Source organism: Pseudomonas sp. GLN_2, assembly GCF_043106005.1.
Lineage (GTDB): Bacteria > Pseudomonadota > Gammaproteobacteria > Pseudomonadales > Pseudomonadaceae > Aquipseudomonas > Aquipseudomonas alloputida.
Map to the genome: position 1 here is coordinate 1 of NZ_JBICMC010000077.1, position 19,435 is coordinate 19,435.

Annotated in this window: 17 protein-coding genes; 12 read left to right on the forward strand and 5 right to left on the reverse strand. The window is 60.9% G+C overall.

The window, feature by feature from the left end; translation table 11 throughout:
* Positions 1-59: 59 nt before the first annotated feature.
* Together ACF8Q6_RS16945 and ACF8Q6_RS16950 are read right to left on the reverse strand one after the other, a co-directional pair.
* Positions 60-881, reverse strand: coding sequence for an aldo/keto reductase (locus tag ACF8Q6_RS16945; RefSeq protein WP_392493112.1), 822 nt, complete (start codon positions 879-881; stop codon positions 60-62).
* Positions 869-1,774, reverse strand: a complete 906-nt coding sequence (locus ACF8Q6_RS16950) for a LysR family transcriptional regulator (RefSeq protein ID WP_004374224.1) — start codon at positions 1,772-1,774, stop codon at positions 869-871. The genes ACF8Q6_RS16945 and ACF8Q6_RS16950 overlap by 13 nt, the downstream gene beginning before the upstream one ends.
* A 140-nt stretch (positions 1,775-1,914) precedes the next feature.
* Here ACF8Q6_RS16950 and ACF8Q6_RS16955 point away from each other — a divergent pair, with 140 nt between their 5' ends.
* From ACF8Q6_RS16955 to ACF8Q6_RS16995, 9 genes are all read left to right on the forward strand, one after another.
* Positions 1,915-2,613, forward strand: a complete 699-nt coding sequence (locus ACF8Q6_RS16955) for a CoA transferase subunit A (RefSeq protein WP_004374230.1) — start codon at positions 1,915-1,917, stop codon at positions 2,611-2,613.
* Between the two features lie 35 nt (positions 2,614-2,648).
* Positions 2,649-3,305: a CoA transferase subunit B gene (locus ACF8Q6_RS16960; RefSeq protein WP_004576290.1), complete on the forward strand. Its 657-nt coding sequence runs from the start codon at positions 2,649-2,651 to the stop codon at positions 3,303-3,305.
* A gap of 153 nt (positions 3,306-3,458) precedes the next feature.
* On the forward strand, positions 3,459-4,877 hold the full coding sequence (locus tag ACF8Q6_RS16965) for a short-chain fatty acid transporter (protein ID WP_004576289.1): 1,419 nt from the start codon (positions 3,459-3,461) through the stop codon (positions 4,875-4,877).
* A gap of 76 nt (positions 4,878-4,953) precedes the next feature.
* Positions 4,954-5,496: a helix-turn-helix domain-containing protein gene (locus ACF8Q6_RS16970; protein ID WP_012052388.1), complete on the forward strand. Its 543-nt coding sequence runs from the start codon at positions 4,954-4,956 to the stop codon at positions 5,494-5,496.
* A 249-nt stretch (positions 5,497-5,745) separates the two neighbouring features.
* Positions 5,746-5,922, forward strand: coding sequence for an EPS-associated small membrane protein EppA (eppA, locus tag ACF8Q6_RS16975; RefSeq protein ID WP_004374238.1), 177 nt, complete (start codon positions 5,746-5,748; stop codon positions 5,920-5,922).
* 261 nt (positions 5,923-6,183) lie between these two features.
* Positions 6,184-6,741, forward strand: coding sequence for a polysaccharide biosynthesis/export family protein (locus ACF8Q6_RS16980; protein WP_392491745.1), 558 nt, complete (start codon positions 6,184-6,186; stop codon positions 6,739-6,741).
* Positions 6,742-6,765: 24 nt separating this feature from the next.
* The gene (locus tag ACF8Q6_RS16985; protein ID WP_392491746.1) at positions 6,766-7,881 is read left to right on the forward strand and encodes a hypothetical protein; all 1,116 of its coding nucleotides are present in this window, start codon (positions 6,766-6,768) and stop codon (positions 7,879-7,881) included.
* A 19-nt stretch (positions 7,882-7,900) separates the two neighbouring features.
* Positions 7,901-9,463 (forward strand): GumC family protein, encoded by a 1,563-nt coding sequence (locus tag ACF8Q6_RS16990; protein ID WP_392491747.1) that lies wholly within the window; start codon positions 7,901-7,903, stop codon positions 9,461-9,463.
* Positions 9,464-9,474: 11 nt separating this feature from the next.
* On the forward strand, positions 9,475-10,281 hold the full coding sequence (locus ACF8Q6_RS16995; RefSeq protein WP_392491749.1) for a CpsD/CapB family tyrosine-protein kinase: 807 nt from the start codon (positions 9,475-9,477) through the stop codon (positions 10,279-10,281).
* Positions 10,282-10,343: 62 nt separating this feature from the next.
* Here the strand turns inward: ACF8Q6_RS16995 and galE are convergent, their stop codons facing one another.
* The 3 genes from galE to ACF8Q6_RS17010 all read right to left on the reverse strand — a co-directional run bounded on the left by galE (position 10,344) and on the right by ACF8Q6_RS17010 (position 15,547).
* Positions 10,344-11,309 carry a UDP-glucose 4-epimerase GalE gene (galE, locus tag ACF8Q6_RS17000; RefSeq protein WP_014591040.1) on the reverse strand — a complete coding sequence of 322 codons (966 nt, stop codon included), beginning with the start codon at positions 11,307-11,309 and terminating at the stop codon, positions 10,344-10,346.
* Positions 11,310-11,414: 105 nt separating this feature from the next.
* Positions 11,415-14,015 (reverse strand): glycosyl hydrolase family 5, encoded by a 2,601-nt coding sequence (locus tag ACF8Q6_RS17005; protein ID WP_392491750.1) that lies wholly within the window; start codon positions 14,013-14,015, stop codon positions 11,415-11,417.
* 5 nt (positions 14,016-14,020) lie between these two features.
* Positions 14,021-15,547: an O-antigen ligase family protein gene (locus tag ACF8Q6_RS17010; protein ID WP_392491751.1), complete on the reverse strand. Its 1,527-nt coding sequence runs from the start codon at positions 15,545-15,547 to the stop codon at positions 14,021-14,023.
* A 95-nt stretch (positions 15,548-15,642) separates the two neighbouring features.
* Here ACF8Q6_RS17010 and ACF8Q6_RS17015 point away from each other — a divergent pair, with 95 nt between their 5' ends.
* The 3 genes from ACF8Q6_RS17015 to ACF8Q6_RS17025 all read left to right on the forward strand — a co-directional run bounded on the left by ACF8Q6_RS17015 (position 15,643) and on the right by ACF8Q6_RS17025 (position 19,434).
* Positions 15,643-17,019 carry an oligosaccharide flippase family protein gene (locus tag ACF8Q6_RS17015; protein WP_392491753.1) on the forward strand — a complete coding sequence of 459 codons (1,377 nt, stop codon included), beginning with the start codon at positions 15,643-15,645 and terminating at the stop codon, positions 17,017-17,019.
* Between the two features lie 236 nt (positions 17,020-17,255).
* Positions 17,256-18,722 carry a GMC oxidoreductase gene (locus ACF8Q6_RS17020; RefSeq protein WP_392491754.1) on the forward strand — a complete coding sequence of 489 codons (1,467 nt, stop codon included), beginning with the start codon at positions 17,256-17,258 and terminating at the stop codon, positions 18,720-18,722.
* A gap of 103 nt (positions 18,723-18,825) precedes the next feature.
* Positions 18,826-19,434 (forward strand): acyltransferase, encoded by a 609-nt coding sequence (locus ACF8Q6_RS17025; protein ID WP_014756650.1) that lies wholly within the window; start codon positions 18,826-18,828, stop codon positions 19,432-19,434.
* Position 19,435 lies beyond the last annotated feature (1 nt).

The window sequence follows — 19,435 nt, forward strand, 5'->3', positions numbered from 1 at the left end:
GGGGTTTGTGGGCATGCCCGCGCCCACAGAGGTCGTCTACTGGTCCAGCTTGTGCTCGCCTACACCATCGCCAACCGCTGCTTGCGCGTCGGTGCAGGGAACGCCCGATCGATCGCCCGCAGGTCTTCACCGGTCAAGGTCAGCGCTCCCGCCGCCGCATTGAGCCGCACGTGCTCGGGCGCCACTGCCTTGGGGATGGCGATCACGCCGTCATCGCGGGTCACCCAGGCCAGGCAGACCTGGGCCGGTGTGGCGCCATGGCGCTCGGCAATTTCCGCCAGTACCGGGTGCTGCAACAAGCGCCCGGCCTGAGCCAGCGGGCAGTAGGCCATGGTTGGCAAACCACGTTTTTCGCACCACGGTAGCAAGTCGAATTCGATGCCGCGCTGGGCCGGGTTATACAACACCTGGTTGGTGGCACAATCAGGGTTGTGCAGTTCGCGCAGGTCGTCGACGTCAAAGTTGGACACGCCCCAACACTTGATCTTGCCCTGCTCGCGCAAGCGCTCGAAGCCTTCGACGGTTTCCTCCAGCGGGTGCTGACCCCGCCAGTGCAGCAGGTACAAGTCGATGCAATCAGTGCCCAGCCGGGTGAGGCTGCGTTCGCAGGCAGCCGCCATGCCGCGCAGGCCGGCATTGTGCGGGTAGACCTTGCTGACCAGAAATACCCGGTCGCGGCGCCCGGCAATGGCTTGGCCAACGACCTCTTCTGCCCCCCCTTCGGCATACATCTCGGCGGTGTCGATCAGGTTCAGGCCCAGCTCGATGCCCTGTTGCAGCGCCGCGACTTCGGCAGCCTTGCGACCTGGGTCTTCGCCCATGTACCAGGTGCCTTGGCCGATGGCTGGAACGCTCGTGCCTGCCAGATTTACGTAACGCATGTCACCTCCGGGATCCGGGTATTGGAAAGAAGCACCTCAAGCAGTGCCTGCGCTGCGGTGGAAAGCTTGTGCTCGCTGAGGGCAATCACGCCGATGCGCCGCTCGACAGTGGGCTCGACCAAGGTTACGCAGCGGGCACCCAGCTCCTGCATCTGGTTGATGCACAGTGCCGGCACGGCACTGACCCCCAGGCCGCTGGCCACCATGCGGCCGATGGTCGTCAGCTGGTGACTTTCGAACGCGACTGCCAGCTTGCCGTGGCGGGCCGCCACATTTTGCTCCATCAGCAGGCGCACCGCCGAAGGGCGCTGCAGGGCCACGAAATCTTCGGCCATCAGCTGTGCCCAGCTGACCTGGGGCAGCAGCGCCAAGGGCGAGTCGGCGGCCACTACCGCAACGAAGCGGTCCATGTACAACGGGTGGAAGTCCAGCCCATCGATGTTATCCGGCTCGAAGCCGATGCCCAGTTCGACGCGGCGATGGCGTACCAGTTCCTGTACCTGTTCGTTGATCACGTCGTGCACCGTGACGTTGACCTTGGGGTAGCGCTGGCGAAACACCTTGAGCGCGTGGGGCAACAGGTTGCCGGCAAAAGCCGGCATGGCCGCCACCGACACACGGCCCAATTGCAGGGTAAAGCGCTGGCGCAGCATCTCTTCGGTGTCGTCCCAGTCGGCCAGCAGGCGGCGTGCCAGTGGCAGCAGCACTTCGCCTTCGGCAGTCAGGCTGACGCTGCGCGTGGTGCGGCTGAGCAGGGCGCCGCCGAGGTTTTCTTCCAGCGCCTTGATGGTCAGGCTCAGTGCCGGTTGCGAAACGTGCAGGTGTTCACCGGCCTGGGCGAAGCTCTGGTACTTGGCCACGGCGACAAAGGCGCGCAGTTGTTTGACGTTCATGTCGGGCCTATCGTTTGTTTTGTAAAAATTATCAATCGATGACGAAAACAAAATTAACAAATCAGTCGCTTGCGGTGAAGATGTCTGCACACGCTCACCGACAGCCTCGTCGGTTAAACAACTACAAAAGGCGGATCAGCATGGCCGGACTGGACAAGCGCGTTGCAACCTATGAACAGGCCCTCGAAGGCCTGACCGACAACATGACGGTACTGGCCGGTGGTTTCGGCCTGTGCGGCATCCCGGAAAACCTTATCAGCGAAATCAAGCGGCGTGGCGTCAAGGGCCTGACCGTGGTTTCCAACAACTGCGGTGTCGACGGTTTTGGTCTGGGCGTGCTGCTGGAAGACCGGCAGATTCGCAAGATGATCGCCTCCTACGTGGGCGAAAACGCCGAGTTCGAACGCCAGTTGCTCAGTGGCGAGCTGGAAGTGGAACTGACCCCACAGGGCACCCTCGCCGAAAAAATGCGCGCAGGTGGTGCCGGCATTCCGGCGTTCTACACCGCCACCGGCTATGGCACCCCGGTTGCCGACGGCAAGGAAGTCCGCGAGTTCAAGGGCCGCAAGTACATCCTGGAAGAGTCCATCACCGGTGACTTCGCCATCGTCAAGGGCTGGAAGGCCGACCACTACGGCAACGTGGTGTACCGCAACACTGCGCAAAACTTCAACCCGCTGGCGGCCACCGCCGGCAAGATCACCGTGGTCGAAGTGGAAGAAATCGTCGAACCCGGTGTGTTGCTGCCAAGCGAAATCCACACCCCGGGCATCTACGTGGACCGTGTCATCGTCGGCACCTTCGAAAAACGTATCGAAAAGCGCACCGTCAAGGCCTGAGCGCCATCCACCCGAACAATAAAGAGATCCTGACCATGGCACTGACCCGCGAACAGATGGCGCAACGCGTTGCCCGTGAACTGAAGGACGGTTACTACGTCAATCTGGGCATCGGCATCCCCACCTTGGTGGCCAACTATGTACCCGCCGACATGGATGTGATGCTGCAATCGGAAAACGGCCTGCTCGGCATGGGGGAATTCCCCACCGAAAGCACCCTCGATGCCGACATGATCAACGCCGGCAAGCAAACGGTCACCGCCCGCCGCGGCGCCTCGATTTTCGATTCGGCACAATCGTTCGCCATGATCCGTGGCGGCCACGTCGACCTGACCGTACTGGGGGCTTTCGAGGTGGACGTGCAGGGCAACATCGCCTCGTGGATGATTCCGGGCAAGCTGGTCAAGGGCATGGGCGGGGCCATGGACCTGGTGGCCGGCGCCGACAACATCATCGTTACCATGACCCACGCCTCCAAGGACGGCGAGTCCAAGTTGCTGCCACAGTGCAGCCTGCCGTTGACCGGTGCAGGCTGCATCCGCAAGGTGCTGACCGACCTGGCCTACCTGGAAATCGAAGACGGCGCCTTCATCCTGCGCGAGACCGCGCCAGGGGTCAGCGTCGAGGAAATCATCGAGAAAACCGCCGGCAAACTGATCGTGCCGGATGATGTGAAGGAAATGACCTTCTAAGGCATGACGTGATCTCACCCTGTAGGCGCGGGTTGACCCGCGAATGCGTCGGTACATTGACCGCCGCATTCGCGGGTAAGCCCGTTCCCACAGGTTTTTTGCGTTGCCTGGCAGTACCGCTTCATCCCATAAAACCAATAAAAGGAATTCACCGTGGCCGCTGAAATTCAAGACAGCCGCTCCGCGCGCTTTGCCTTGCGCTGCTCCAACTGGGCTGAACGCTGGTTCCCCGACTCCTGGGTGTTCGCCGCGCTGGCGGTGCTGCTGGTGTGTATCGGCGCACTGGCCATGGGCGCCAAACCGACCGACACCGCCAAGGCGTTTGGCGACGGCTTCTGGAGCCTGATACCGTTCACCATGCAGATGGCCTTCGTGGTCATCGGCGGTTATGTGGTGGCCAGCTCGCCGCCCGCCGCGAGGCTGATCGATCGCCTGGCGCGCATCCCCGGCAATGGGCGCTCGGCAGTGTGCTGGGTAGCACTGATCTCGATGCTGGCCTCCTTGCTCAACTGGGGGCTGTCGCTGGTGTTTGGAGGTTTGCTGGTGCGCGCCCTGGCAAGGCGCACCGACCTGAAGATGGACTACCGCGCTGCGGGTGCGGCCGCTTACCTGGGCCTGGGTGCGGTGTGGGCGTTGGGCCTGTCATCCTCGGCGGCGCAGCTGCAGGCCAACCCGGCCAGCCTGCCACCTTCAATCCTGTCGATAACCGGGGTGATCCCGTTTACCGAAACCATCTTTCTCTGGCAGTCCGGCGTGATGTTGGCGGCACTGGTGGTGGTCTCGCTGGTGATCGCCTATGCCACCGCTCCGGGCCCGAACAGCGCACGTAGCGCAGAAGACTGCGGTGTCGACCCCAGCTTCACAGCGCCACCCGCGCCGCAACGCACGCGCCCGGGGGAGTGGCTGGAACACAGCCCGATCCTGATCCTGCTGTTGGTGGCCTTGGCTGCTGGCTGGCTGTATCAGGAGTTTGCGACAAAACCTGCGATTACCGCCATCTCAGGGCTCAACACCTACAACCTGTTGTTCATCATGCTCGGTGCTTTGCTGCACTGGCGCCCACGCAGCTTCCTTGACGCGGTGGCACGCGCGGTACCGACCACCACCGGTGTGCTCATCCAGTTCCCGCTGTATGGTTCGATCGCCGCTATCCTCACCCAGGTGAAGGGCGTCGATGAACAGACGCTGGCCCACCATATTTCACTGTTCTTCACCCAGATTGCCACCCATGACACGTATGCCGTGCTGATGGGCGTGTATTCGGCGGTGCTGGGCTTCTTCATCCCTTCAGGCGGCGGCAAGTGGATCATCGAGGCCCCTTACGTGATGCTGGTGGCCAACGACCTGCAGTACCACCTGGGGTGGGCCGTGCAGATCTACAACGCGGCCGAAGCCTTGCCGAACCTGATCAACCCGTTCTACATGCTGCCGCTGCTGGGCGTGCTGGGGCTCAAGGCGCGCGACCTGATCGGTTTCTCGTTCGTGCAATTGCTGGTGCATGTGCCATTGGTGCTGGTGTTGTTGTGGGCGCTGGGTACAACGCTGCAGTACGTGCCGCCCGTGATGCCTTGATTCAAGGCCCCTGGAGACTTGGCGTCAGCTTTCAGACGCGTATCATGGCTGCCTCAGCCTGGGAAACCCGCGTCACATGTCTATCCGATTGAAACTGCTGCGTAAGAAACTGGGGATGACCCTGGAAATGCTGGCCGAAAAGACTGGCATGACCAAAAGCTACCTGTCCAAGGTCGAGCGCGGCCTCAACACGCCCTCGATCGCTGCGGCGCTGAAACTGGCGAGGGCACTGAATGTCAATGTCGAAGAGCTGTTCGCCGAAGAACAGACCGGGCAGAGCCGCTACAGCCTGGTGCGCCGTACCGAGCGCCAGGCCTTGGTAGGCGATGGGCAAGGGCCGGGGTACGCGGCCCTCACCAGTCAGGTTGGCCAGCGCAGCCTGCTGCCGTTTCTGATTCAGCCGCCGTCCGAGTTCAGCGACCCCACGTTCAAGGAACACCAGGGCGAAGAGTTCCTGTTTGTTCACGCAGGCCAGGTGGAAGTGGATTTCATGAGTGAGCGGGTGTTGCTGGAGCAGGGCGACGCCCTGCATTTCAATGCCCAGACGCCGCACCGCCTGCGCTCGGTAGGTGCGACACCGGCGCAGTTACTGGTTGTGGTTCACCACGCAGACGAATGAAACCGCAGGGGGCAATCATGCCCCCCACGTGTTCTCAGCTGTGAAACGCCATGTTCATCGCATCATCCCTCCCTTGCATAATCTGTATGCCGTTTTTTTGACGAATGCGCCCATCGCTCATTGAATTTTATTATGGTGTCGGATCATTGACGTAGTGTCATTGTGCCCATAAGCTCAAGTCAACAACGAAACAACTCCCGCAGCACAGCGCCAATAACTAATTGATTTTCCTGTTTTTAGGAGGGGAGTATGCGCACGACTCTGATAATCAAATCGATGTTCTTGCTGGTGATGCTAAGTGGTGCTGCCCGCGCAGCGGATTCGTATATAAATCAGAACAGTATCATTCCTGTTTCAACTGCAGGCTGGTTCTTTGCCTTTGCTGTGGTCGGTTTTGTTGCCGTTGCCAACCGCAGAAAGATCTGAGCCGTATACCGGGTACCTAAAGTGACCCATTGCTGCGAGGCCACAAGCATGGCTTGTGAATTCTCCAACCGTTGCTATATTCCCAGTAGCCCGTAGGACCAACATTTACAAGGCGTTGCAGCCACGTCTGCAGCGTCAAGGCAAGGGCCTCCAGGAAGGTCGAGGCCATCGCGGCAGCCGTGCGCCGTGAAGCGGAGCGAGAGTTGGTGTGTTGTTCTCATTCAGTGCTCTTTGTCGGGCCATTTGGCCGGAGGGACCCTCATGGTGCGTTCAATGTTTGCCGCTTTCTTCATGCTGACGGTGTGGTCCGGCGCCGGTAACGCCGACCAGGGCAGTGCTGCCTACCTGCTCAGCCCCGGCGATGTGGTGATGGTTTCGGTATGGCAGGAAGACAGCTTGCGTCAAGAAGCCACCGTACTTCCCGATGGCAGTATCACCTTCCCCCTGGCCGGGCGCATCAATGTTGCCGGGCTGGATGTGACGGCAGTCGAAAAGCAGGTCGCTGCCAAACTCGAAAAATTCCTCCCCGACCCTAACGTCAGCGTTGTCGTCAAGAGCATTGCCGGCAACATGGTCTATGTCCAAGGCAAAGTAATCAAACCCGGGCCTGTGCAAATGGCAGGCCCCACGGCGGTATTGCAGGCGCTGAGCATGTCGGGTGGCCTGGACAAGTTTGCGGATGAAAGCGAAATCAAGGTGGTCCGCGGTACCGGTGCTTCCCAAAAGATCCTGCCCGTGCGATATAAGGACCTGGTGTCTGGGCGGGACATGTCCACCAACATCCAACTTCAGGCTGGCGATACGCTGGTCGTTCCTTGATCTTGCCTTTAATAAGAACATTTAATGCCTCTTCTTAGAACAACTCGCATTGCAACGGCAATCTTGGTCTTGCCGTTCACGGACGCGGTACTGGCGGCAAATTGGCAGTCTACGGTGGTGGTACCGACATCCGTCGAATACGACAGCAACCCATTGCTGTTGACCTCGGGGGAAAAGGGCATAACGCGCACGATCATCGCGCCGGCTTACACCCTGATCGGCACTTTTGACCGTGACGAATTGAGGTTGGGGCTTGGCATGAGTCTGCTGCGCTCGTCCGATACGGATATCGTCGATGACCGTGAAGACCCTGATATCAGCCTGGGTTGGCAGCGCACCACCGAGCGGGGGCGGTTCGGCCTGGTGGGGCGCTACAACGAAAGCTCGACGTTGTCGGGGACAGTACTGGATACCGGGGTGATTACCACCGACGGTACGCAGAAGCTTTACACCTTGACTGGCAACTGGAGCCAGGCGGTGACCGAGCGCAGTACCTTGAGCAACGAAACCACCTACAGCCGTGCCCGTTACGACATCAGCACGCTGACGGGCTACGACGAACTGGCGAACGTCTTTACCTGGACTTACGCCTGGAGTGAGCGGGCTGACCTGTATACCCGTTTTGGTGCCCGGCGCTATGAGCCCGAAGAGGACCTTACCGCGACCGCTTCCAACAGCTACAGCCCGGCAGTCGGCATCAAATACCAACTTGCCGAAGGCTTGAGCGCCGACGCCCATGTTGGCGTCAACCAAGTGTCAGGTGACGACGGCGGCCGGCGCGGGGAGGGTGGGGTTGCGTTGCTGTACACCGGCCCGCGTGCCGACGCCAGCCTCACCGCCGAGCGCAGCACGGTGGCAAGTGCCGAAGGCGGCTTCGCCGAACTGGACCAGGTGCGTGGTGTGTGGAGCTATGCGGTGACCGAGTTGTCCCGGGTCGGCGCAGACGCCGCGTGGCAAGACAGCAAAGGGCAGTCGCCCAACACGCTGCAGACGTACAGCGTATGGGCCAGCCGCCAGTTTTCGCCTTACTGGGACCTGCGCCTGTCGCTGATGTACAAGGAAAGGCAGCAGGACCATGTACCGGATGCGACCGCTACGATCGTTGGTTTGACGTTGACGTACAGGTACCCCGACATCTGAACTGCAGGCAGGTGGCCCTATGAAGTCTGACTACGAGCTCTCCCTCAGAGATTACATCGCCATTATCAAGGACAGGGCCCTGGTGTTAGGGGTGAGTGCCGTAGTCATCCTCGCCGCGACCGTGGCCGTCGCGTTGATGGTGCCGCCGATCTACCAGTCGACCGGCACCATTCTGGTGGAGTCGCAGCAGATTTCGCCTGAGCTGGTGTCGACCAACAACACCAGCTTTGCCGATGAGCGCATCGAGGTGATTCGCCAGCGGGTGATGACCCGCGACAACCTGCTGCGCATCATCGGCAAGTACGACCTCTTCGCCGACAAGCGCTTCAGCGAAAGCGACAAGATCGACCAGATGCGCAACGCGATCGTGGTCGAAACCCTGACCACCTTCGTGCGCGGTCGTGGTGAAGCGACCGTGGCGTTCAATGTGTCGTTCGAGCACAAACAGCCACAAGTAGCCAAGGAAGTCGCCGATGAACTGGTGACGCTGTTCCTCAACGAAAACCTCAAGCAGCGCACCGAACGGGCCAACGAAACCACCGAATTCCTCACCCAGGAAGCCAACAAGCTGGGTGCCGAGCTGGCCAGCCTGGAGAACCAGCTGGCCGATTTCAAGCAGGCCCATGCCAATGCCTTGCCCGAGCACCAGACCCTGCGCATGAACATGCTGTCGCGGGCGGAGCTGGAATTCCGTGAGGTCGACCGTGACTACAAGGCTGCCCAGGAAGAGCTGCGCTACCTGGAACTGGAGCTGTCTGCGGCCAATGCCGGCCTAGCCACCAAGGTTGTCGAGGGCGCCCGGCCAACCCGTGCCGACCTGCCCGAAGACCTGCCAAGCCTGAAAGCCGAATACGCGCAGCTGCTGACCCGCTACAAGGACGCCCACCCGGATGTCGTGGCGGTCAAGCGCAAGATCCAGGCGCTCGAAGCCAGTGGTGGTCGCACTGCGGCAGCGTCCACGGTCAGCCTCGACGCGGCCCGTGTCCGCGCCAAGATGAGTGCAGCGCAGGTGCGTATTGCCTCGCTGGCAGAGCAAAAGCGTGAGTTGACCCGGAAAATGGAAGGCTATGAAGCCGAGATCCTAGAGGCGCCGCAAGTCGAGCGTGGCCTGGTGACCTTGATGCGTGACCACGACAACGCGCGCAAGAAATACGAAGAGATTCGTGCCAAGGAAATGGGCGCAAAGATTACCGAAAGCCTCGAGCAGGAAAACAAGGCTGAACGCTTTGTGCTGCTGGAGCCTCCTCTGTTGCCTGAGAAGCCGATCAAGCCTAACCGCAAGAAAATCGCTGCGCTGGGCCTGGTACTGGCACCGGCCGGTGGCGGTGCGCTGGTGATGCTGCTGGAAATGCTCAATCAGCGCGTGCGTGGCGTTGGCGCCCTGGAAAACCTGCTGGGCAAACGGGTGCTGGTGGCACTGCCCTATATCGATACCCGGGCCGACGTGGCCCGCCGCAAGCGCTGGCGCAATCGCCTGATCCTGGCGGCACTGGCGCTGGCAGCTATCATGATAGGGCTGGTGCACGTGTTCTACATGCCACTGGATGTGCTGTTGTACAAAGTCATGTCTCGGTTTGTATAGGGAAAGCAGTGATGGACAGGATCAAGCCGGCTGTTGGCAACAATATTCATCAGGTTACCCCGGGTACTCCCCAGGCACTGTCTCCCGCCCCCGGTACGGCGCTGACCGAAGTGCCGGGTCAGTTCGATTACGTGAACACCAAGGTGGTGCCGCTGCGTGCAGACCACCTGGAGCGTAACCGCATCGTGGCGTACAACAAGAACTCCAACATGAACGGGCCGATCGACCTGTTGCGTACGCAGGTGCTCAGGGCCATGGAGGAGAACGGCTGGCGTACCTTGGCCATCACCTCGCCAACGCCGGAAGCGGGCAAGACAATGCTGGCGATCAACCTGGCCATGAGTATTGCCCACCACACCACCAAGACTGCGTTACTGGTGGACTTCGACCTGCGCCGGCCCAAGGTCGGCAGTTACCTGGGGCTGCCCATGGAGCAGGCACTGAACGAGTTTCTGACGGACAAGGCCGAGTTGCAGGACTGCCTGGTCAACCCCACCTTGCCGCGCTTCGTGGTGCTGCCAACGCGGGTACCCGTGCCCCTGTCGACCGAGATGCTGTCCTCGCCCAAGGTGAACAACCTGATTGGTGATTTGCGCAACCGCTACGAATCGCGCATCTGCATTTTCGATTTGCCACCGTTGCTCAGCTCGGACGATGCGATCACCGTGTTACCCAAGTTCGACTGCGTGTTGCTGGTGGTGGCCAACGGAATGAACAACAAGAAGGAAATCGAGGATTGCCTGCATCACCTGGGCACGGTGAACCTGATCGGGACAGTGTTGAACAAGGCCGACGAACAGCCACGCACCTATTACTGAGCCTTCTGGCAATACGCTTTTAGGCGCAGCCTTGTGTTGCGCCTGAAGGCTATGAGGCCAACTCAGCGCCTCCAGGGATACTGCAACTCCCACTGCCACGCATGCCGAACAATCTGCTCCAGCGAGGCGAATGCCGGGCGCCAGCCCAGCACCTGCATGGCTTTGCTCGCATCCGCCACCAGCCGTGGCGGGTCGCCGGCGCGACGCGGTGCGTCAAGGGCATTGATCTGTCGCCCGGTCACTGCCCGGGCCGTATCGATCACCTGCTGCACCGAAAAGCCCAGGCCATTGCCCAGGTTGAACGCGGCACGCTCGCCACCGTCCAGTAAATAATCCACTGCCAGTGCATGGGCCGCCGCCAGGTCTGCCACATGCACGTAGTCGCGTATGCAGGTGCCATCCGGTGTGTCGTAGTCGCGACCAAACACTGTCACCGCCTCGCGCCGGCCAGATGCAGCCTGCAGGATCAACGGGATCAGATGGGTTTCCGGTTCATGACGCTCGCCTAGCTGGCCTTCCGGGTCAGCACCCGCTGCATTGAAATAGCGCAGGCATACCGACTTCAAACCATAGGCCCGGTCGAAGTCCTCAAGAATCTGCTCGACCATCCATTTGCTCAACCCGTACGGGTTGATCGGCCCCTTGGTGTGTGCTTCATCGATCGGCACGTACTGCGGGTTGCCGTATACGGCGGCACTCGAAGAAAACACCAGGTGCCTGATGCCGGCATTGACCATGGCCTGCAGCAGGGAAAGGGTGGCTGCGACGTTGTTCTGGTAGTACTTGCCAGGCGCGCTGACCGACTCGCCCACTTGAATGAACGAGGCGAAGTGGAACACCGCATCGAAGCGGCACACGCCAAACAGCACATCCAGTGCGGCTTCGTCGGCGATGTCGAGCTTGGCCCACTGGATACCGGGGCCAGGTGAGACCAGGTCCGCCACCAGCACTTCATGGCCGGCGGCGAGCAGGTGCTTGACCATGTGCGAGCCAATGTAGCCTGCACCACCCACAACCAGATATTTCATCCCCACCTCCTGGAATCTGCTGTTTACAGACGCAGTGAACACTCCCTGACACGTGCAGGTGGGATGATCAGCTACAGGTGACCTGAGCGTAGATGGCCATATGCTCTATTTCAAGAATAGCCAATTGGACATGTAGGTTCCGTCGAAGGTAATGGTGTATTGCCCATCCTTGTAGGCCACTGGCAGCGGCTTCAGCTGTTCCCGTGCATCGCGGGCGAACAGTTTCAGGCCGGCGGGTGCCTTGATGTCCAGGCGGCCTTCAAGGGGCTCGACATTGAACGGCGTCTTGTCATCGGCCTTGGGCATGGCACGGGTGCCCAGAGACAGCAGAAGCTCGCGCGACTGGCCCAGTGGCTTGCCGTCCAGGCTCTGGACCACGACGCTGGCGTAAGGCGTTTTCGCTTGTACCTGAATGGCACCCAGGTTGACCGGGCGGCCGCCCAGCCAGCCGCTGGCGGCCTGGGTCAGTGGCGTGTCGATGGTGTAGATGCCTTGTTGCCAGTTGCGCCTGAGCTCGCCTGTATCGGTCACCGACTCGGTGGCATCGGCGGCCAGCAGCGATTGCCCCGGGTCATGCAGCACTTGCGCGCCTGCCGGGATGGGCGCGGGTTTTAGCCAGGGCAATTGCGGCGTGTGTGGCAGGGCGATCTGCAACTGGCCCTTTTCCATGGCCGTGCGCAGCAGCGGTGAGTTACGCGGGGTGATTTCCTGGTTGTACAGGGTGTCAGGTGTCGGTGCGAACACGTAGCGAGTGGTGGCGGGTTTTACGTCCGCACGGCGATAGAGCAGGGCAGCGGCGGGCAGGGTGGCGATCATCGCCGGGTCGTTGTACGCGTGCCAGTTGTCCGCCGTGCGCCAACCTGGGTTGAATGCTTGTTGGCTGTAGGCGTATTGCAGCATGGCGTCCCAGCCTTGGTGGCTGGCGGTGCCGGCGATGTAAATGGGGAGCGAGTGACGGTCCGGCAGCGGGAAGGGCTCGGCGTTCCACTCGGTGACGGTCAGCGGTTTGCCGACGACCTGGGCGGCAGCAATCCAGTCGATCATGCCGTCGCTGGTCAGCGGGTTCTTCTCCAGTTGGCCTGCGTCGCCGTAGCTGTGGGCGTCGATGACATCGCCAACACTCAGTGCCGGCAGTGCGCTAAGCCCATTACCGCCCCAGGTGCTGGTGGTCGCAATGGGGACTTTCACGCCCACGCTGCGCAAGTGGGCGATCATGTCGGCATTGAAGCGTTGTTCCAGCTCGTTGAGCAACAGCTTCGACGGCCCATGCTCCCAGGCACGCCAGGTCAGGTCGGCGGGCAGGTCAAACTGTTTGGCAAAGGCCTTGGCCGCCGTCATGTAGCGCGCGCTGTGGCGCGGTACATCCTTGTTCGGCATCAGGGCGTTGCCGTAATGCTGGGTCAGGTCATTCTCGTTGGTGATCAGCACGGCGGCGATGGCCGGGTCGTCCTTGTAGGCCAGGCCCGTGTATTCGTTCACATGGGTCAGGTACTGCTCGGCGAAGCGTTTCATCGCTTGCTGGATACTGTCGTTCACGTAGGCGTAACCCTTCAGGTCGACGCGACCGTCCTGCTCGGGCAGCTCCTTGAAGTCTTCGATATTGTCGTTGGCGGTAAACGCACGCTGCACATGCATGTCCAGCCAGATGTAGATGCCTTCGTCCTTGAGTGACTTGATCCACAGGTCGAGCTTGCGCAGCGATTCGGCACTGAGCTGCTGGGTATCGCGCACCAAGGTGCCGTCGCCAAAGACGTTGGGGCTGACCCAGGGCGAATCGTGGTGATGCAGGCGCACCAGGTTGAAGCCCAGTGCCGAGAGGCGTTTGGCCTGTTGGCGTATTTCGTCGTCGGGGCTTTTGAACAGCGAGTAGGCCGACAGGTTGGTGCCCCAGAAGCGTATCGGGGTGTTGTCGGCGAACATCAACTGGTCGCCGACCGCCTTGACGAAGCCACGCTTGCCGGCGGGTCTTTCCGCTGCGTTGAGGAACGACAGGTCCACCGGCGAGGTGCGCCAGTCCAGTTGGTCATCAGGCCACTTGGCGGGGTCTGCCAGGCCGAAGCGCTCGGTGGGCGTCGGGCCGAGTTCGATGTCGCCGGTCACGTTGAGCACAGCCTTGAGCTGCTGGCGGCCGGCGCTGATCGGGTCCTTGTAGAGGAATGCGCGCAGCTCGGACGGGTTGCCGCGCTCGAAATAGACCTTGGCCAGTGGCGGGTCGAAGCGCATTTCGATGCGGCGATCCTGGTCGGCCTTGCCCCACGTCCAGCCGCGGTTGTCGGGCAGCAACTGCGGGGCCCCCATGTCGCCGGCGATTTGTGCCGGGTCGAACTGGAACACCAGGCCGCCACCCATGACACCGCTCTGGCGGCTGTGGGCGTCGAGGTCGAAGGCCCAGCTCAGGGTTTGCGCCTGTTCCTTGCGGATGTCAGCCTGCAGGTCGAAGTCCAGTTCCTTGTTCTTCCCCCGCAGCGTGTAGTGATAAGGGCCATTGACCTTGAAGTCGGTATAGAAACCGGTCCAGCTCCAGTTGGCAGCCCAGAAATCGAATTTGGCCTTCATGACCGGGCCACCGCCGTGTGTCACGGTAGGCAAGCCATTTTGCTCATCGACACTGACCTGCCAGTCTGAAGCCCAGCCGGCCAGCGGCAGCAGGGACAGGCCGGCAATGGCCGAAAGGCGCACGTAATGACGCAGGGACAGCCTATTCATGAACATTACCTGGGTTGTAGGTCGGGTTCTGCCAGCTCCACGGCCGGGCTGTTGTGCAGGCGGCGAACCATCTGGATGTAGGCCACGCCCAGCCCTGCGATAGACCAGTACACCACCGGGATGAAGGTGATGCTGCTGACGGTGAAGATGATGACCAGAATGCCGGTCAGCGTTGCCAGCAACACCCGGCCGAGCTGTCGTCGTTCGTCATCCTTGTCGGCAAAACTGAGCATGGCTCTGCGGATACCCAGCAGTAGCACGGCAAAGAACGCCACGAACAGGCCTAGCCCGACCAGGCCGGCCCGCAGCGCCAGGTTGATGTAGGTGTTGACGATATCGATGATGCCTTCGCCCTGGATCATCGCCTGCATTTCGGGTGTGTTACGGAAATCGAAGGAGCCGAACAGCGGGTTGCGCTGAATGACGATCCAGGCGTTGTCCATCAGCCGCTCGCGGTAGGTGATGTTCTCCTTCTCGAGGTTGCCGATGAACGGCAGCAGGTCCAGCACCTTGTCGCTGCCAGGCACGACGGTCAGCAAGGGCAACGCCAGCATGCCGGCCGCCCCCAGCAGCGCCAGGCGCTTGACGGCGCCTTTGCCCAGGGCAATGAATACCACGACGATGACCACGGCGCCGATCCACGGGCCACGCGACAATGGCGCGAACAGCCCGGCGGCCAGCAGCAGGGCGCCCATGGCCCTGTGCAGCGGGCGTTGCACATAGCCTTGGACGAACAGGAACAGGCCGATGGCCACGCTCATCACGTAACCCAGTACGATCGCCTGGCCGGTGGTGACGCTCGCCCGCAGCGCACCGCCGCGGCTCAGGTAACCGGACATGCTCCATGGCACGCCCATGGCGTCGACCAGCGCGCTGTACAGTAACCAGTGGCGCACATACTCGGCCACAGCGATCAGCGCCATGACGAAAGAGACGAGTACGAAGGCCAGCAAGGTGTCCTTGAAGTCGCTGATCTGACGCAGGCCACGGCTGGCCACGTAATACGGCAGGAGTACGTCGACATACAGATACAGCGCCTGGCGCAGCGTGTCGGTAGGGGTGGTTTCGCGCAAATAGAGCACGCTCAGCAGCAGCAGGCCGGCCGCCAGCAACTTATCAGTCCAGGTGCGACCAAAGCGCAGGGTGTCACCTTGGCGGCGCAAGTGCAGCGCGGCCGGCAGCAGCACGCACAGGCTCAGCAGGCGAATATGGTTAAGGTCAACGAGGTAATTGACCACGCCAAACCCGGGCACCTGCACCGACGCTGGCGGGATCAGGAACAGCAGCATGTAGAACAGCGCCATGGGGTTGTGCTCGCGGCGCCCGGCCAGCAACAGGACGACCGCGCCCACGCCCAGGTACAGCCAGAAGCTGTGCGAGAAAAAAGCCAGCAGGGTCAGCAGGAACCACAGATTACGCCGGCGCTTGTAGTCACTGAGCGGAATCAGGTCGGTGGCAGGCCGCCGGGCCATCAGGAAGACCACGCTCGCCAAAAACAGGATGACGATCAACGCACGAAAATGTTCAGGCATCGGCTATGTACACCTTTCCCTTGGTGGGCAACGGCTAGCATCGTGGCTAATTGAAACTATAGTGACTTTTAGCCAATCAGTCAGAGATTGAAGTCATGCCGTCGATTGATGTGTCAGCCGCCGCGAGCCTGCGCAAGCGGGCCCTGAGGGCCGGGTCATGGAACCTGGTCTCGCAGGTGGCTTCACAGGTGATGCGCCTGGGCGGCAATCTGATCATGGCCCGCTTGCTGCTGCCGGAAATGTTCGGCGTGATGGTCATTGCCACCACTGTTTCGATACTGCTGCATTTGCTTTCCGATGTGGGCCTGCGCCAGAACATCATCCAGAGCCACCGTGGTGACGATCCAGATTTTCTCAATACCGCCTGGACCGTGCAGATCATCCGCGGTTTCCTGCTGTTTGCCCTTACCCTGCTGCTGGCCCTGGGGGCTTGGTTGGCGCAACTGGCTGAGCTGTGGCCGGCAGACTCTACCTATGCCGCGCCGGTACTGCCGGTGGTACTGGCGGTCACCGGCCTGTCGGCGGTCATCTGGGGGTTCCAGTCCACCAAGATAGATGTGGCGGTACGAACTTTCCAACAAAAGCGCGTGGTGTTGGTCGACCTTGCCTCGCAGGTGGCTGGCCTGGTGGTGATGCTGGTACTGGGCCTGCTGACCCATTCGATCTGGGCGCTGGTGTTATCAGGCCTGGTTTCGGCGGTCGTCTGGACCGTGCTGGGGCATACCGCCCTGGAGGGGCCCAACAACCACCTGCGCTGGGACCGTTCGGCGCTGACCGAGCTGATTGTGTTTGGCCGCTGGATCCTGTTGTCGTCGATGGTCGGCGTGCTGGCGATGTACGGCGACCGCATATGGTTTGGCGCCAGCATGTCGGCGGCGCAACTGGGTGTGTATTCGATCGCCGTGCTGATCCTGGGTGCGGTGCAGACCGCGCTCATGAAAATTGTCGGCGCGGTGGCGCTGCCTGCTTTCAGCGAGGCAGCCAGGGCCGACGACAGGCCGCGCCTGAAAGCGCTGTATTTCCGCTTTCGGCTGCTGGTCGACCTGCTGGTGCTGTTCATCTGTGGCGGTTTCCTGACCGCCAGCCCGCTGCTGATCGGCTGGATGTATGACGATCGCTACCGCGAAGCCGGGCCGATGCTGGCGATTCTCTCGCTATCGTTCATCGTATTGCGCTATACCTTGGCTCATCAGGTGTGGATTGCCTTGGGCCTGACCAAGTACCAGGCCATGGACAACATTATCCGCCTGGTCTCGTTATGGGGGCTGTTGCCGCTGTTACTGGCGATTGGCGGGGTGGAGTGGGCTATCTGGGGGGTTGCCCTGCATGCTGTGCCAACGCTGGTGCTGGTTGTGTATGTGAACTGCAAACTGGATATCTTCAGCCTCAAACGTGAGCTGGTGGTACTGCCGATGTTGCTGGTCGGGGCGCTGTGTGGGGCACTGTTGACGGCCTTTTTCAACTGGCTGTAGCGCAGTTTGCCGGGTGTAACTTTCATGGCTACAGGTCACGGGAACATGGGGAAGCTCACTTTTTGTACTGCGCAGCTGGGTCGTAGAGGTTTTCTCCAGAGTTGTGTCTTGCTTAGTGTGGGGGGCGCGGTATTCGGCGCCTCGGCGGCCGTTGCCTGCAAGACGGTCGAAAAGCCTGGGTTTGTGGTAATCAACGGTTGGGTATTGCCGTCCCGTTACTTCCGGAACGCGTCAGCATGATCAAGGACTTTGAGCAGCAGAAGGCGCTGCGCGACCACTATGATTTCTGCATCATCGGCGCCGGCCCGGCGGGTATAACCCTGGGCTTGCGCCTGGCAGCCGCCGGCTGGAGCGTCATGATCGCCGAAGGCGGGGGGCGCGAATTTGCGCCGTATTCGCAAGACTTGTACGCGTGCTCATCCACCGGCCTGGAACTGTATGCCGAGGAGACCCGCCTGCGTTACCTGGGTGGCACCTCCAATCACTGGGCTGGCCGTTGCCGTCCATTCACCTCCTCGGATTTTGCCGTCGCCCCGCCAGGCGACTTGCCGGGTTGGCCAATTCCCTACTCGGAGATCGAAGGCTTCCTGCCGGCAGCGATGGAGATCGTCGACCTGGCGCCTGGCTCGGATTTTCGCGCGATAAATGCCGGCCTCAATGGTGGGGACTTCGAGGCGGACTGTTTTCTGCTGAGCACGCCGACACGCTTTGCGCAAAAGTACGCTTCAGCACTGGAGCAGACGCCAGGCCTGGACGTATTCATCCACTGTAATTGCGTTGACCTGGAGTTCGACAAGGCTTCCGGCCACCTGGCTGCGGTGGTTTTGTCCGACTATCAACGCAATCGTCAGCGGCTGGTGGCAAGCAACTTCATTCTGGCCACAGGTGCCATCGAGAATGCCCGGCAGTTGCTCAACAGCGAGACCCTGGTGGCCGCAGGCGTGGTGGGCAAGGAAGGGCTGGTCGGCGGGTGTTTCATGGAACATCTGAACATCGAAATGGGCACTTTCATCCTCAAGTCCGGACAGGACCCAGAGCCGCGCCAGTACTACACCACCGATGCTTTCGTCGACGAGTACAAGGCCGGTAAAGGCAATGTCACTGCTGTTTTGCTGGCCGATGTGCAGACCTATGGCCGCACTGCCGAGGTGAAGTATTTTCTCGAGAGCCTGGCCTGCGACATGGGGTTTGCCAACAAGGTCGCCTTCGTCGCCAAGTTCAGTTGCCCTGGTGACGGCGTGATCAGCACCATGATCGAGCAGTTCCCCAACCTGCACAGCCGTATTTCGCTGCTGGACGAGAAGGATGCGCTGGGCGTGGCCAAGGTCAATGTCAATTGGGTGCTGAGCGCCGAAGATCGGCACACCATCAAGTGCATTGGCAGCGAACTGGCCAAGCAGTTCGCCGACATGGATCTGGGGTTCGTCAAACTCAACGATTTCGTCTACGACACCTCGATTCCACTGAAAATGGCGCCCCATGCCCATCACATGGGCACCACGCGTATGGCCGCCTCGCCACAGTTCGGTGTAGTCGATGCCAATTGCAAGGTGTTCGGTACCGAAAACCTGTATGTCGCCGGCAGCAGCATTTTTGCCAAGGGCGGCGCCTCCAACCCGACCATGCCGCTGTTGCAATTTGCCTTGCGGCTGGCCGACCACCTCGATAACAAGATGAAAGCGGCCAGCAGCGCCGCTGCGTGATGCAGGTTGTACACGGGTGAGTGCGATGCGGTCAGCACCTAGAAGAACGAGACCGGAACGCCTCAGGATACTCCAGATTGTTCAGATCGCGAGGCCAGGCAGTATGAAGGGATGGATACGCAAGGCAGTGGCGCACTACGCCCATGCAACCGGGCGAGGGGGCAAATTCTACAGGAGGTTCTGTAACCCTTCTGGTCTCGAATGGGGGGCCTATCTGGCCCGTTGGGGCAACTTTCATTCGGTCGGCAGCAATTTCTACGTCAATACAGGCTGCAAGTTTCTCGACCCGTCGCTGGTCCGTATCGGTAACAGCGTGGGCTTGTCCGACTGCACGTTGATCGGTCATGACGGGGTGGTATTGCTGATCGAGCATCGCTTTGGCAAGCACCTGGATTCGGTCGGTTTCATCGACATCAAGGACAATTGCTTCATCGGCCATGGTGCGATCGTGATGCCTCGCGTGACCATCGGGCCCGAATCCATCGTGGCCGCAGGGGCGGTCGTGACCAAGGACGTGCCGCCAGGCACCGTCTATGGTGGCAACCCTGCGGAATTCATTTGTACCACCGAGCAGTTGATCAAACGGGTCGAGGCACGTTGCGAAGCCTACCCATGGATCGATCTGGTGAAGCAGCGCAACGGTGCCTACGACCCGGAAGTGGAGCCGTTACTGATGGCGCAAAGACGCCAGTATTTCTTCGGGGACAGCTGAA

What these genes read in the sequence shown, in the direction of transcription:
- ACF8Q6_RS16945 (WP_392493112.1), bottom strand. Translation starts at nt 881, where the DNA reads ATGCGTTACGTAAATCTGGCAGGCACGAGCGTTCCAGCCATCGGCCAA.
- ACF8Q6_RS16950 (WP_004374224.1), bottom strand. Translation starts at nt 1,774, where the DNA reads ATGAACGTCAAACAACTGCGCGCCTTTGTCGCCGTGGCCAAGTACCAG.
- ACF8Q6_RS16955 (WP_004374230.1), top strand. Translation starts at nt 1,915, where the DNA reads ATGGCCGGACTGGACAAGCGCGTTGCAACCTATGAACAGGCCCTCGAA.
- ACF8Q6_RS16960 (WP_004576290.1), top strand. Translation starts at nt 2,649, where the DNA reads ATGGCACTGACCCGCGAACAGATGGCGCAACGCGTTGCCCGTGAACTG.
- ACF8Q6_RS16970 (WP_012052388.1), top strand. Translation starts at nt 4,954, where the DNA reads ATGTCTATCCGATTGAAACTGCTGCGTAAGAAACTGGGGATGACCCTG.
- eppA (WP_004374238.1), top strand. Translation starts at nt 5,746, where the DNA reads ATGCGCACGACTCTGATAATCAAATCGATGTTCTTGCTGGTGATGCTA.
- ACF8Q6_RS16980 (WP_392491745.1), top strand. Translation starts at nt 6,184, where the DNA reads ATGGTGCGTTCAATGTTTGCCGCTTTCTTCATGCTGACGGTGTGGTCC.
- ACF8Q6_RS16985 (WP_392491746.1), top strand. Translation starts at nt 6,766, where the DNA reads ATGCCTCTTCTTAGAACAACTCGCATTGCAACGGCAATCTTGGTCTTG.
- ACF8Q6_RS16990 (WP_392491747.1), top strand. Translation starts at nt 7,901, where the DNA reads ATGAAGTCTGACTACGAGCTCTCCCTCAGAGATTACATCGCCATTATC.
- ACF8Q6_RS16995 (WP_392491749.1), top strand. Translation starts at nt 9,475, where the DNA reads ATGGACAGGATCAAGCCGGCTGTTGGCAACAATATTCATCAGGTTACC.
- galE (WP_014591040.1), bottom strand. Translation starts at nt 11,309, where the DNA reads ATGAAATATCTGGTTGTGGGTGGTGCAGGCTACATTGGCTCGCACATG.
- ACF8Q6_RS17005 (WP_392491750.1), bottom strand. Translation starts at nt 14,015, where the DNA reads ATGAATAGGCTGTCCCTGCGTCATTACGTGCGCCTTTCGGCCATTGCC.
- ACF8Q6_RS17010 (WP_392491751.1), bottom strand. Translation starts at nt 15,547, where the DNA reads ATGCCTGAACATTTTCGTGCGTTGATCGTCATCCTGTTTTTGGCGAGC.
- ACF8Q6_RS17015 (WP_392491753.1), top strand. Translation starts at nt 15,643, where the DNA reads ATGCCGTCGATTGATGTGTCAGCCGCCGCGAGCCTGCGCAAGCGGGCC.
- ACF8Q6_RS17020 (WP_392491754.1), top strand. Translation starts at nt 17,256, where the DNA reads ATGATCAAGGACTTTGAGCAGCAGAAGGCGCTGCGCGACCACTATGAT.
- ACF8Q6_RS17025 (WP_014756650.1), top strand. Translation starts at nt 18,826, where the DNA reads ATGAAGGGATGGATACGCAAGGCAGTGGCGCACTACGCCCATGCAACC.